This is a genomic window from Pseudofrancisella aestuarii, assembly GCF_003574475.2.
Classification (GTDB): domain Bacteria; phylum Pseudomonadota; class Gammaproteobacteria; order Francisellales; family Francisellaceae; genus Francisella; species Francisella aestuarii.
This window is the reverse complement of record NZ_QLIS02000002.1, coordinates 171,982-185,832: the sequence shown is the minus strand read 5'-3', so window position 1 is coordinate 185,832 and position 13,851 is coordinate 171,982. Positions and strand designations below refer to the sequence as shown.

The following is a 13,851-nucleotide window of genomic DNA, read 5'->3' as shown; positions in this document are numbered from 1 at the left end:
TTTCAATTAAGCGTTACGTTTTTTTATTATTTCATCAGCAATATTGCTTGGTACTTCAGCATACTTTTTAAACTCCATAGAGAAAGATGCTCTACCTTGGCTCATTGAACGAACATTAGTAGCATAACCAAACATTTCAGCAAGAGGAACTAGAGCACTTACAACTCTACCACTTGGATTTTCATCCATACCCTCAATAATACCTCTTCTTCTATTAAGGTCTCCCATAACATCTCCAAGATAATCCTCTGGAGTTACAACCTCAACCTTCATTATAGGTTCAAGTATGCATGCGTTTGCTTTTTTAGCGCCCTCTTTAAGAGCCATAGATCCAGCAATCTTGAATGCCATCTCACTAGAGTCAACATCATGATAAGAACCATCAAACAATGTAGCTTTAACACCTATCATAGGATACCCAGCCAAAACACCATTTGATAACTGCTCTTCAATACCTTTAGAAACAGAACCTATATATTCCTTAGGAACAACACCGCCAACGATAGCATCAACAAACTCATAAACCTTATCTTCACCATTTTCATCCTGGCCAGATAGAGGCTCAAATTTTACATATACATGACCATATTGACCACGACCACCCGATTGACGAACAAATTTAGACTCTTGCTCAACAGTTGATTTAATAGTCTCTCTGTATGCAACTTGCGGATTACCAACATTTGCTTCTACTTTAAACTCTCTTCTCATACGATCAACAATAATATCTAAGTGAAGCTCTCCCATACCAGAGATAATTGTTTGACCACTTTCCTCATCAGTTTTCACTCTAAATGAAGGATCTTCCGCAGCTAACTTACCTAAGGCAATACCCATCTTCTCTTGATCTGCCTTTGTTTTAGGTTCAACAGCAACAGAAATAACCGGCTCTGGAAACTCCATTCTCTCAAGAATTACCACCTTATCAAGATCACACAACGTATCACCAGTAGTTACATCCTTAAGACCAATACAAGCAGCTATATCACCAGCCCTAACTTCTTTAATTTCTTCACGCTTATTAGCATGCATTTGGACAATACGCCCTACACGCTCTTTTTTACTCTTAACCGGGTTATAAACCGCATCGCCAGACTTAAGAACACCTGAGTAAACACGTATAAATGTAAGGTTACCAACAAATGGGTCAGTAGCCAACTTAAATGCCAATGCTGCAAAAGGCTCATCATCAGAAGATTTTCTTGCTGCTGGCTGACCATCTTCAGTTTCACACTTAATAGCAGGAACTTGGTTAGGTGCTGGCAAATATCGCACAACACCATCAAGAACAGCCTGAACACCCTTATTCTTAAAAGCCGAGCCACAGAATGCTAAAACAATCTCATTATTAATTACACGTCTACGTAATCCTTCATGAATCTCATCTTCAGAAAGCTCGCCGCCTTCTAAATATTTTTCCATCAACTCTTCAGAAGACTCAGCCGCTGCTTCAACCATCTCCATACGAAGCTCTTCAGCCCTATCTTGAAGCTCTACTGGAATATCAACCAAGTCATAAGTAAGACCTTGATCAGCCTCATTCCACATGATAGCTTTCATCCTAATTAGATCTACCACGCCCTTAAAATCTTCTTCAGCACCAATATTCAACTGAACAGGAACTACAGTAGCTTTAAGACGAGTCCTAATTTGAGCACACACTCTTTCAAAGTCCGCACCAGATCTATCCATCTTATTTACAAAAACAATTCTTGGCACACCATATTTATTAGCTTGACGCCATACAGTCTCTGACTGAGGCTCGACACCAGACGATCCACAAAAAACAACCACAGCACCATCAAGTACACGCAATGAACGCTCTACCTCAATAGTGAAGTCAACGTGACCTGGAGTATCAATAATATTAATACGATGCTCATCAAATTGCTGATCCATACCTTTCCAAAATGTAGTAGTAGCAGCAGAAGTAATAGTAATACCCCTTTCCTGCTCCTGCTCCATCCAATCCATAGTAGCAGCACCGTCATGAACCTCACCAATCTTGTGAGACAAACCAGTGTAAAATAGAATACGCTCTGTAGTTGTAGTCTTACCTGCGTCAACATGAGCACAGATACCAATATTTCTATATTTCTCTAAAACCGTTTTACGAGACACTATATTTCTCCCTTAAATTACCAACGGAAATGAGCAAATGCTTTATTTGCTTCCGCCATTTTATGAGTATCTTCTCTCTTTTTGATAGCAGCGCCCCTACCTTCAACAGCTTCAAGTAGCTCAGCAGCCACTCTATCACCCATAGTACTCTCTTTTCTTTTACGGGCTGCTTCTATAATCCATCTCATACCTAAAGTTTGACGACGCTCAGGTCTAACCTCAACAGGAACCTGATATGTCGCACCACCAACCCTACGAGACTTAACCTCAACTAAAGGACTAATACTCTCTAAAGCACTCTCAAAAACTTCCACTTCATTAACTGAAGAATCTTTCGCTTTAATCTTATCAAACGCACCATAAACAATTTTTTCTGCAACAGACTTCTTACCATCTAACATAATATGATTTACAAATTTAGCTACAACCTGACTCTTATACTTTGGATCTGGTAAAATATCACGCTTAGGGGCTCTATTTCTTCTAGACATTAATACACCTTTTTAAATTTAATTTAAACACAAACTAAGACTTAGGACGCTTAGTACCGTACTTAGAACGACCATGCTTACGATTATTAACGCCTGAAGTATCTAAAGCACCCCTTACGATATGGTAACGCACACCGGGTAAATCTTTAACCCTACCACCTCTTATAAGAACAACACTATGCTCTTGCAGGTTGTGACCTTCACCACCAATATAACTTGTAACTTCAAAACCACTCGTTAATCTTACACGAGCAACTTTTCTAAGTGCTGAGTTAGGCTTCTTAGGAGTTGTTGTATAAACTCTTGTACAAACCCCTCTTCTTTGAGGACACGCCTTTAACGCAGGCACCTTAGATTTAACAACCGATCTCTTACGAGGGCTGTTCACCAACTGATTGACTGTTGCCATTAGTTATTATTCTCCGTTTTTATTTTACATCAGTATTTAATTTATATATTTTCACGCCATTTAACTGTAAAAATAGCATTACGCACAAATCATATCAAAAAAGAAAGATAAAGAAAAGCAAAAAACCAGCTAGTTTTGTTTTCCAAAAATAGACTTAAATGCAACATATAAATAATTACACATAGAATATACCGTAAGAACTACAGCTACATAAAGCATAAAAAAGCCCAACAAAATAAACCAAGTATTAAAACTAGAATAATCAACAGAAGTCTCAAAATGTATAGCTGGCTTGATTAAAAATATAAATAAAGCCGTCATTTGAGCAGCAGTTTTAACCTTTCCCCAATAACCAACCTTAACCACACTTCTCTGGCCCAATTCAGCCATCCACTCTCTCAATGCTGAAACTAAAATTTCTCGACAAATCATTATAATAGCTGGAATTGTAGCCCACCAATAAGGATACATCTCAACAAACAAACAAAGAGCTGTAGCAACTATTAGCTTATCTGCAACAGGATCCAAGAAAGCTCCCAATTTTGATGTTTGCTCCCATCTTCTAGCCAGATAACCATCCAACCAATCTGTCGCAGCACCTAACAGAAATAATGTCGCAGTTACCCCATGATGATGCTTAAAATCAATATAAAAACAAATAATCATAAAGGGTATTAAAAACAACCTTCCAAAAGTTAATAAATTTGGAACATTAAAAAACATTAAATCTCTCCTGTATGGCCAAAACCACCGCTTGCTCTACTTGTCACATCATCAAACTCTTCTACCAAGTCAAATTCCGCTTGCACCACAGGAATAATAACTAACTGTGCAAATCTCATTAAAGGAATTATTTCTATAGCCTCCTTAGAGCGATTAAAACAAGAAACCATCAACTCACCCTGATAGTCCGAATCAATCAACCCAGTACCATTACCTAGCACCAAGCCTTTTTTATGGCCCAAGCCAGACCTTGGTAAAATTAAAGCAGCCAAATCAGGATTGGCAATATTTATTGCGATCCCAGTCCCAACAAGCTTACACTCTCCAGGCCCAAGAAAAACACTCTCCTTAATACAAGCAGTCAAGTCAACTCCCGCTGATCCTAAAGTTGCATACCGAGGAATATCACCAATCAATTCTTTGTTCAATATTTTTATTTGAACCCTTCCTATCAAAATAAAACTCCAAAATTAAAAGTTTAAAACACCTACAACATATCCCAAAAACACAAATAAAGGCAGAGTTGGCAAATAACCATCTATTCTATCAAGAATACCTCCGTGACCAGGTAAAATATCTCCACTATCTTTAACCCCAGCAACCCTCTTTATCATACTCTCAAAAACATCCCCAATAACAGAAACTATTGATACAACTCCACAAACAATGATCATAAGCAAATACTTTAAAAAACCTAAATCCATAAATAACAAAAACACTATAGAAACGATAATTGCTAAAATAAGTCCACCAATCAGTCCTTCTATAGTTTTTTTAGGGCTTAATCTTGGAAGCAGCAGTGTTTTACCCATAGACTTTCCAACAAAGTATGCTCCACTATCAGCAGCAGCTATAATCAATATAAATAAAAACACCCATGCAATACCATTGCTATGTAACACATACAGCGATGCGGCAAAAGGTGTTAGCGCAAAAGCACCAAAGATAAGTATTTCTAGAGATGTTAATTTCTCAATCTTTTCTTTCTCATACTGATAAAGCTTATATACGCCATACAACCAAAAAACTGGAAAAATGAATTGTATATATTTAAATAACGCTGCAACCAGTATGGCTAAAACACCATAAATCGCTAAATACTTAATAATATCCTCATTATTACTTACTCCAGCCAACCTAATCCACTCATACGCACCAAGTATAGCAACCAAAAACACACCAACCCCGAAAATATAATCCGAAGCAACAAGTAAAAATCCAAACACAACAAGAGCTAGCAATACTCCAGTAACTATTCTTTGTTTCATTATTTTTTATCCATCCCAAATTAATAAACTACGAAGTTTTTCCAAATCTTCTTTGTCTTGTGTAATAATAGTCAACTGCCTTTTGCATTTCCTTCTTTGTAAAGTCAGGCCACATAACTTTTGTGAAATACATCTCTGCATATGCCAGTTGCCAAAGCATAAAATCACTAAGCCTAACCTCTCCACTCGTTCTAATAAGCAAATCCACAGGCAAAGACCCCGCCACAAGTTTTTTCTCAAAATCTTGCATCTCTATATCTCTAATCCTTTCCTCATCGCCAGAAAGCTCCAAACATAAAGACTTAACAGCCTCTAATATCTCCCACCTACCCGCATAATCAACAGCCAACCTCAAATCTAAAGCGCTATTTTGAGCTGTAAGCTTCTCAACCTCTTCAATTTTTGCAAGCAACTCAGATGATAATCTCTTTCTATCTCCAACAACTGTTAGTTTAACATTATTTTTGTGAAGCTTTTCTGCCTTATTCTCTAGAGTCTTCAAAAATAACTCCATAAGATCATCAACCTCATCTTTAGGGCGAGACCAATTATCTCTACCAAATGCAAATAATGTAAGAGCTTGCACATCATTTTCAGTACAATATTCTATAGTAGAATCAACTCTAGAAACAGAACTTCTATGACCAAAAATTCTTGGCTTAAACCTACTCTTTGCCCATCTGCCATTACCATCCATAATAACAGCAATATGCCTAAGATTAGGCTCTTCACCAAAACTCATAGAATAAATTTTGAAATTAGAATGTATAAATGATAAAAAAGATTCTGATTAAATACAAGAAATTATTAAGAAACAACTATATCGCCATTAGATCCTGCTCTTTCTTAGTACACAAAGCATCAGCCTGAGCAATCATCTTATCCGTTATCTTCTGAATACTATCCTCAGCTCTTTTTGCTTCATCCTCAGTAATTTCTTTCTCTTTAAGAAGCTCTTTTATATCGCCATTAGCATCTCTACGAATATTTCTAACAGAAATTTTACCATTTTCTGTCTCAGATCTTACTAGCTTTACAAGCTCTTTTCTTCTTTCCTCATTGAGAGCTGGCATAGGAATTCTAAGAGAATCTCCAAGATTAGTAGGATTGAGGCCCAAATCTGAAGAAATAATAGCCTTTTCAATTTTACCTGCCAAGCCCTTTTCCCAAGGCGTAATACCCAAAGTTCTAGCATCCAAAACAGTTATACTAGCAGCTTGTGTAACAGGAGTCTCTACCCCATAATAATCTATCACGATATGTGCAAGAATATCAGGATGAGCCCTACCCGTTCTAACCTTAGCTAGATCATCAGACAAAACATCCAAGCTTTTTTGCATCCTAACTTCAGCATCTTTTAAAATTTCATTTATCATATTACTAAATAACCTCTATAAATTAATTTAAACGACCCAGGTTCCACAACTACTATTGACTACAGCATCTAATAAAGCATTTTCTTTTTGCATATCAAAAACATATATTGGTATATTAAAATCTCTACACTGAAGAAAAGATCCTAAGTCCATAACAGAAAGTTCTTTACTCAAAACCTCATCAAAAGTAATGCTATCAAACCTCTTTGCATCAGCATACTTATTTGGATCCTTATCATAAACGCCATCAACAGTAGTTGCTTTAAGCAAAGCGTTTGCACCTATTTCAACAGCTCTAAGACTAGCAGCACTATCAGTAGTCACAAAAGGGTTACCAGTTCCACCAGAGAATATAACAACCTTACCTTCATTTAAAGCTATATTAAACTCATGGGCACTTGCAGATTTTATTAAAGAATCTATACTCCTAGCAGAAAAAGCCTCAGCCTCCACTCCCTCGCTCAGAAGCATGTCTCGCAAAGCTAGAGCATTTATCATAGTAGCAATCATACCCATAGAATCAGCAGTAGATCTTCTAATTCTGTCTCCAAAATTAGCTCTGCCGCCTCTTAAAATATTTCCACCGCCAATAACTATAGCGATTTCAACACCCATATCTACAAGTTTTTTTATCTGAGAAATAATAGCTTGAGCATTAAAAACATCTATCCCAAAACCATTGTTTCCAGCAAGAGATTCTCCACTAAGCTTTAATAAAATTCTTTTAAGCTTTGGAGCAGCTGACATAAATTAACCTTTTATTTGATTCATTACTTCTGTTGCAAAGTCTTCTTCTTTTTTCTCAATACCTTCACCAACATCCAAACGAATAAAATTTAAAACTTTTGCAGATTTATCTTTAACAAGTTTTTCTACTTTAATACTAGGATCTTTTACAAAAGCTTGGCCAAGAAGAGCAACTTCATCTAAGAATTTACGAATCCTACCTTCAATCATTTTTTCAATAATTTCAATAGGCTTCCCACTCTCTTTTGCTTGAGCTGTAAAGATTTCTTTTTCTTTAGCAACAACATCAGCTGGAACTTGTTCACCAGAAACAACCATAGGGTTAACTGCAGCAACATGCATAGCTATATCTTTAGCTAAAGTCTCATCACCACCTTCTAATGCAGTAATAACACCTATCTTACCACCATGGACATAAGCACCAAGAACAGGAGCATCTGTAGTCTTGATTCTTCTAACCTGAATATTTTCACCAATTTTAGCGATTAAGTTTTTACGTGCTTCATCTACAGTTTCACCATTAAACATTTTAGCTTCTAATACTGCTTCTACTGTTGTAGCTTTAGCCGCATGAGCTGCTTTTACTGCATTTGCAGCAAAAGCCTTGAAGCTTTCATCCCTTGCTACGAAATCAGTTTCTGAATTGATTTCAAGCAACACAGCTCTACCATCAGCAGCATACGCCTCAATAACACCTTCTGCAGCAATACGAGAAGCTTTTTTATCAGCCTTAGCTTGACCAGAAATTCTCATCTCTTCAGCAGCTTTTTCAATATCACCATTTGCAGCAACTAGAGCTTTTTTACACTCCATCATGCCAGCACCAGTTCTTTCTCTAAGTTCCTTTACTAAAGTAGCAGAAATATTTGACATTGTTTTTTAGCTCCTTTTCTTATTGTGCTTGTTGAACTTCAGCAGACTCATCATCTTTAGCTTCTAAAGCTCTATCTAAGCCCTGAGCATCAATAATAGCATCAGCAAATTTTTTCATATAAAAAGAAATAGACTTAACTGCATCATCATTTCCTGGGATGATGTAATCAATATATTCTGGATTAGAGTTAGTATCAACTATAGAGACCACTTTAATACCTAATTTTTTAGCTTCTTGAATAGCAATGTGCTCTTTATTACTATCAATAACAACGATAGCATCAGGAATACCGCCCATCTCTTTAATACCACCAAGAACTTTCTCCAACTTCTCAATAGTTCTAAGGTTTTGAAGCATTTCCTTCTTAGTTAAAGAATTTAATGTACCATCTTCTTTCATTTTTTCTAATTGGGCCAATCTTTTAATAGACTGTCTAACAGTTTTATAGTTAGTTAACATTCCACCTAACCATCTATGACTAACGAATGGCATACCACATCTTTTAGCTTCTGCTTCAACTATATCTTGAGCTTGTCTTTTTGTACCAACAAAAAGAACTTTCCCACCATTAGCTACAGTTTTACCAACAAAGTTTACTGCATCTTGGAAAAGTGGAACTGTTTTTTCTAGGTTTATGATATGCACACCATGGTTAATACCAAAGATATACTCATTCATTTTTGGGTTCCAGAAAGCTTTTTTGTGTCCAAAGTGAACACCAGCAGACAACATTTCTTTCATTAAAGACATAATTTTATCCTCTATTTTGGGTTATAACCTACATCCATTTTACTCTCAACAATCAAAAGACACCCTTTGAGAATAAAGTTATACAAGATGTATGATTTTTTAGTTAAACAATTACTTTTTTGCTTAAAACATAAGCTCGATGATTTTATCACACATTTTTTAAAACCACAAAACTATTTAAATATCAAACAACCTGTTAAAATAACTAAACTTAAAAAAATTAACTCTATGATCAATGATTTCATTAATAGTGGCTTACGATAAGAATCATGGAATAGGTAAAGAAAACACTCTACCATGGAAACTATCTGAAGATTTAAAGAATTTTAAAAAAATTACAGAAAATAACTATATTATTATGGGAAGAAAAACATTTGACTCAATTGGTCGCCCCCTCCCAAATAGAAAAAATATAATCTTAACTCGTGACAAAGAATATAAAAGAGATAATTGCTTAGTAATAAATGATGTTCAAAATGTTTTAAATTTTGCGAAATCTAAACCTCATTATGAAATATTTGTAATTGGTGGAGCTCAAATTTATAGGCAATTTGTAAATTTAGCAGATAGGCTATACATAACTGAAGTTGATACAGAAATGACTGACTTAGATGCCTTCTTTCCTGAATGGGATAAAAGCAAATATGAAAGAATTGGTTATAGAGAGTACAAAAAAGATGATAAAAACCAATTTAATTTTACTTTTAGTGTTTTTGAGAAAAGAAGCTAATATTAAATCTTTCATATAAGGCTATTTGTATAAATTTTAGTACAAAGAAAATAATGAACAAAACAACTAAAGTTAGATTTATATAAAAGACTACTTCCATAACGCTCTCAACACTCTTTGTTTTTAGATCAAAAAAGAAATATGGATAGTACCCATTAGTTAAATAGCCATACAAAAAAACATATATCAAATATAAAACGACTATTGAAACAGCAAAGATAAGAGATCTAAAAAAAGTATTTTTTCCATTAACAAAAAATATAAAATCAAACATTAGATAAAAGGCTATTACATAGTGTTCTATAATACTATAAACATCTTCCCTAAGGATTCCCTCTGATAGAAACAGAGAAAAAACTATATATGTTAAAACAATAGAAGGTAGAGGAATAATAATATGTCTATCTTCTAATTTTTCCAAAGCAACAAAAATTAAAATCATTGCTACAACAAAGTTACTAATATAAGTAAATTGAGCAAAAAGTTCAAAAACAGAATTGAATTCATGTCTATATACGTGACCAATTATAGACCCCATCACCCCGAACAAAGCTAGAGTAGCAATAAGTAATCTAAAAATTGAAAGATATCTCTTCATAACCTTTCCTTGGCTTATTATATTGGCTCACTCTGAGGTTCAATTAATATTTCATTAACCGCAACTTTTGCTGGCTGGCTCATTGCATATATTATTGAATCAGCAATATTTTCAGGATCTAGAAATCCACAATCATTTTCACTTTTATAATCCGTAACAGCATCTTTTTCACTAGACATGGAGTGCAATGATGTTGCCACATTACCAGGCTGAATATTTACCACCCGAACCCCACTCTCAACAAGCTCATGGCGCAATCCTCTTAATGTAAACTCCATAAAAGCTTTAGTTCCTGAATAAACGGCCAGCCCAGGAAAAGCTTGTCTACCCGCATCTGAGGTGATATTTATCAACATTCCTTTAGACTCAACAAGTGACTCCAATGATGAATGTAAAATATTTAAAAGACCAATAACATTGATATTAACCATTGATAGCCATTCATCATAACCATTATTGGTCATTTTTTGATAATACATAACCCCAGCTGCATTAATCAAATAATCTATTGGTCCAAATTTCTTAATAGCCTCTAAAATAAATTTCTTAACTTGAAGCTTGTTTGTAACATCTGTAGATATACCCAAACAACAATCATTTTTGATACTTACAATTTCATCAAGGTGTTCCTTACGTCTAGCACAAATTGAAATATTTGCACCTAATTCAAGTAACTTAATAGAGACACTCCTACCCATACCACTTGAAGCACCAAAAACAACAACGTGTTTATTTTTAAATTTCTGCATTACTATCTCCTCGAAAGGGTTATGAGTTTAACATTGGATCAAGCATTTCTTTAGAAACTGACGGGTAACTAACGCCACACACAGACATAAGCTCTTCATAGTTAGCCTGCTTATAATTATTAGCAACAGAATATAAACATTCATCATCATTATCAATTATGGCCTTTAGCTCAATATCTTTAAGCTGATTAATCCATTCATCTCTAGAAAGAAGATGACATTCTGTAAACTCCATAAGATCAATATCATTAACAATATTTATATTTGTCATGTTATAGATTTTGTTAAGTTTATTGTCCAAAACAGCTTTAATGATATTTTTTGATAAATGAGATATCGGAGTCATCTCAAGAGCCAAACCTTCTGGAATAGATTTACTTGATACAATAGATTTCAATATAAGATAGTTTGTGTCTTTTTTATTTATATTTCCAATATCTGAAGCACTAATATTTCCAGGCCTAAAAATTGTCACCTCTAATCCTAAGTCTTTTGATAAAAGAAGTAACTTTTCTGCAGCCCATTTTGCCATACCATAGCCAGACTTCCCTTGCACTAAGAATTTATCAATATCATGACTTTCATCTACCTCGGCAGAATCGCTCTCAGCAAAGACAGCATTACTAGAAACATGAAATATGGGCTTAATAGGCTCACAACTCAAAGATAACTCAATCAATGATCTGGTTCCTATTAATGAGCTATCCCTAATTTTTTCATATGGCAAAATTAAATTAACATCTGCGGCTATATTAATAATCCCCGTAACGTTTTCTTGCAAATATATCCAATCCTCTGAAGTTGTGCCCAAGAACCCTTTAGCCACATCCCCTTTAATAAACTTAATTCTACTCTTATCTTCATCTAAAACATTTAAACTCTTTATAATCTCATCAAAACGTTTTAATAAATGAGACTTATTCTCAGCACGCACAAGACAAGTAATTTGATCGTCCGTATTTTTTATAAGGTCTTTTAATATTTGCTTACCTAAAAACCCTGTCACTCCGGTTATTAACCAATTTTTCCCATTCTTGCATAGTGGTTTTTTAGATTTCTTATTAATAGTGTTTACTAAGTAATTAAAAGCTTCATTAACATCTTTATTTACTATTTCTATGTCATTAGTCTGGCTCGTGCTCCCAACACCATTAGTAAAAAGATTATAACTATCCTTAAAACTATTATTAGAAATAAAATCACCTATTTTAACTCTATGAAACCCTTGTGTAGCTAAAGCATTAATAAGCATCATAGCGGATAACGATGTTCCCCCAAGCTTAAAGAAGCTGCTTTCATCCCTAATCAAGTCCTCATCGATACTCAATAAAGTTTTCCATAGATTTCTATAATCATCTAGTGTACTCACCTCCGCAAACTTTACTTCATTTACTTTCTTACTGTTTACTGCTGATAAGATACTTCTTCTATCAAGCTTATTAGAGTAAGCATTTATATTTATCTTATCTAGAACCACAAATCTTTGTGGTCTCATATAAATAGCCAAAAAAGGAGATATACAATCTATTATTTTCTGACTTATTTCATGACTATTAGAAAACTCCCAATTATGATAAAACTCATCTTGCTTATCTTTTGGAACCTCAATATATGCCACTAAGTGTTCATCAAGAAGCCCACTACCTTCTTTTTCAACCACACAGTGCATTATATTTAACTTATCTTTTACAACCGCTTCAACAAAAGGTAAAGAAATTGTGTACCCTCTTAACTTTACTATATAGTCACATCTACCAAAAACAGTAATTAACTTTCCATTTTCATCTAACTGAGCATAATCTCCTGTCTTATATAATCTTTTACCTATAGGACTTCTACTAGCATCAATAAACCTCTCATAATTTAATTCTGGTCTATTTATATATTCAATAGCCAATCCTCTACTATGAACATATAATTCACCTTTTTCATGAGGCTTACATATTTCATTCGTTTCATTTAATAGAACAACTTCCACATCATCTAGCAGATAACCTACAGGAACTATCTCTTTCTCTTGGACATGTTTATCATCTCTACATAATTGGTATACTGCTACATCATGGCATTCTGAAATAGAATATAAATTATATATTTTCACTGTATCAAGGTATGGCAAAATCTTATGATATAAGGAACTTGAGACCACCTCTCCATTTAACCAACAGACTTTTAATTGATTTAAAATAATATCAGCCTGATCTGGCGAAGTATGTAATAGTGTCTCGAGGTAGGAAGGTGTAAATAAGCTTTCATTTATATTATGTTTCACAAAATATTCTGCTAGTTCATAAAAATCATGCAACACTTCATCTCTAACAATATATGTAGTACCACCTCTTAATATAGGCCTAAAGACTTCCCACAAATAATAAATATTACATGCAACCTTAGACTTATCATCGTAATCTTTAATTCTATATCTTGTTTCATACGAAGCTAAAATAGCTTTATGAGAAATCGAAAGCCCCTTATGCTTACCTGTTGTACCAGATGAATAAACCATCCAAACAGGCTTATCTGGGTCAACATTTATTGCTAAAGAAGTTTCAGCTAAAAACTTATCTTGGCTACAAATATCTACAATATTTAGAGTTTTAACTCCTTTTAATTCATCAAAATAGCTATCACATAATAGAATTTTAGCATTAGTCTCATCTACTATATCTCTCAGTAATGGTATAGGGAAAGCCTTATCTAACTGCAAGCATCGCCCGCCCACTAAAGATATTGCTAAAAAAGCTACTATTATTTCATAACGCTTATCACAATATATTCCAACAACATCTCCTTCTCTTACTCCCTGGTGATATAAATCATGACTTAAGCGAGTTATTAGATTTTTTACTTGCTGATATGTTAAAGAAAAATCATTATCTATTATACAAATATTATTTGGTGTTCTTTTTACTTGCTCAAAAAAAGCTTCATGCAGCGTTTGACTCATTAAATATGCTTTAGTAATAAAAATTTAAATATAATTTTAACTAGTCAAAGAGGATAATCAAAGTAAAT

15 protein-coding genes are annotated in these 13,851 nt (G+C 34.3%); 1 reads left to right on the top strand and 14 read right to left on the bottom strand.

The genetic code is table 11. The features are described from left to right. Positions 1–6: 6 nt before the first annotated feature. The 11 genes from fusA to rpsB all read right to left on the bottom strand — a co-directional run bounded on the left by fusA (position 7) and on the right by rpsB (position 8,759). The gene (gene fusA / locus DNK87_RS04880) at positions 7–2,121 is read right to left on the bottom strand and encodes an elongation factor G (RefSeq protein ID WP_119329783.1); all 2,115 of its coding nucleotides are present in this window, start codon (positions 2,119–2,121) and stop codon (positions 7–9) included. A 17-nt stretch (positions 2,122–2,138) separates the two neighbouring features. Then, positions 2,139–2,612: a 30S ribosomal protein S7 gene (rpsG, locus tag DNK87_RS04875; RefSeq protein ID WP_119329782.1), complete on the bottom strand. Its 474-nt coding sequence runs from the start codon at positions 2,610–2,612 to the stop codon at positions 2,139–2,141. Positions 2,613–2,646: 34 nt separating this feature from the next. Beyond that, positions 2,647–3,021 (bottom strand): 30S ribosomal protein S12, encoded by a 375-nt coding sequence (rpsL, locus tag DNK87_RS04870; protein ID WP_071663204.1) that lies wholly within the window; start codon positions 3,019–3,021, stop codon positions 2,647–2,649. Between the two features lie 129 nt (positions 3,022–3,150). After that, a complete protein-coding gene (pgsA, locus tag DNK87_RS04865) occupies positions 3,151–3,744 on the bottom strand; it encodes a CDP-diacylglycerol--glycerol-3-phosphate 3-phosphatidyltransferase (RefSeq protein WP_119329781.1) in 594 nt (197 codons plus the stop codon). Next, the gene (gene dut, locus DNK87_RS04860) at positions 3,744–4,196 is read right to left on the bottom strand and encodes a dUTP diphosphatase (RefSeq protein WP_342212430.1); all 453 of its coding nucleotides are present in this window, start codon (positions 4,194–4,196) and stop codon (positions 3,744–3,746) included. The genes pgsA and dut overlap by 1 nt, the downstream gene beginning before the upstream one ends. Before the next feature lie 18 nt (positions 4,197–4,214). Beyond that, positions 4,215–5,012 carry a phosphatidate cytidylyltransferase gene (locus tag DNK87_RS04855; RefSeq protein WP_119329779.1) on the bottom strand — a complete coding sequence of 266 codons (798 nt, stop codon included), beginning with the start codon at positions 5,010–5,012 and terminating at the stop codon, positions 4,215–4,217. A 28-nt stretch (positions 5,013–5,040) separates the two neighbouring features. Then, entirely contained in the window at positions 5,041–5,754 is a 714-nt protein-coding gene (gene uppS / locus DNK87_RS04850) for a polyprenyl diphosphate synthase (RefSeq protein WP_119329778.1), read from the bottom strand. 76 nt (positions 5,755–5,830) lie between these two features. Beyond that, positions 5,831–6,388: a ribosome recycling factor gene (gene frr / locus DNK87_RS04845; RefSeq protein WP_119329777.1), complete on the bottom strand. Its 558-nt coding sequence runs from the start codon at positions 6,386–6,388 to the stop codon at positions 5,831–5,833. A gap of 27 nt (positions 6,389–6,415) precedes the next feature. Continuing rightward, on the bottom strand, positions 6,416–7,135 hold the full coding sequence (gene pyrH / locus DNK87_RS04840) for a UMP kinase (RefSeq protein ID WP_119329776.1): 720 nt from the start codon (positions 7,133–7,135) through the stop codon (positions 6,416–6,418). Between the two features lie 3 nt (positions 7,136–7,138). Then, positions 7,139–8,008 carry a translation elongation factor Ts gene (gene tsf, locus DNK87_RS04835; RefSeq protein WP_119329775.1) on the bottom strand — a complete coding sequence of 290 codons (870 nt, stop codon included), beginning with the start codon at positions 8,006–8,008 and terminating at the stop codon, positions 7,139–7,141. 19 nt (positions 8,009–8,027) lie between these two features. After that, on the bottom strand, positions 8,028–8,759 hold the full coding sequence (rpsB, locus tag DNK87_RS04830) for a 30S ribosomal protein S2 (RefSeq protein WP_119329774.1): 732 nt from the start codon (positions 8,757–8,759) through the stop codon (positions 8,028–8,030). Between the two features lie 235 nt (positions 8,760–8,994). On the opposite strand from rpsB, the gene DNK87_RS04825 reads away from it, so the two are divergent. Then, complete coding sequence (locus tag DNK87_RS04825) at positions 8,995–9,489, top strand: dihydrofolate reductase (RefSeq protein ID WP_119329773.1); 495 nt, start codon at positions 8,995–8,997, stop codon at positions 9,487–9,489. Here the strand turns inward: DNK87_RS04825 and DNK87_RS04820 are convergent. Genes DNK87_RS04820 through DNK87_RS04810 form a run of 3 tightly spaced genes read right to left on the bottom strand, consistent with a single transcriptional unit; the run spans position 9,464 to position 13,783 of the window. Further along, positions 9,464–10,087, bottom strand: coding sequence for a Pr6Pr family membrane protein (locus DNK87_RS04820; RefSeq protein WP_119329772.1), 624 nt, complete (start codon positions 10,085–10,087; stop codon positions 9,464–9,466). The genes DNK87_RS04825 and DNK87_RS04820 overlap by 26 nt on opposite strands. Positions 10,088–10,104: 17 nt before the next feature. Next, positions 10,105–10,836: an SDR family oxidoreductase gene (locus DNK87_RS04815; protein ID WP_119329771.1), complete on the bottom strand. Its 732-nt coding sequence runs from the start codon at positions 10,834–10,836 to the stop codon at positions 10,105–10,107. A gap of 19 nt (positions 10,837–10,855) precedes the next feature. Further along, entirely contained in the window at positions 10,856–13,783 is a 2,928-nt protein-coding gene (locus DNK87_RS04810; RefSeq protein ID WP_119329770.1) for a non-ribosomal peptide synthetase, read from the bottom strand. Positions 13,784–13,851: the final 68 nt, after the last annotated feature.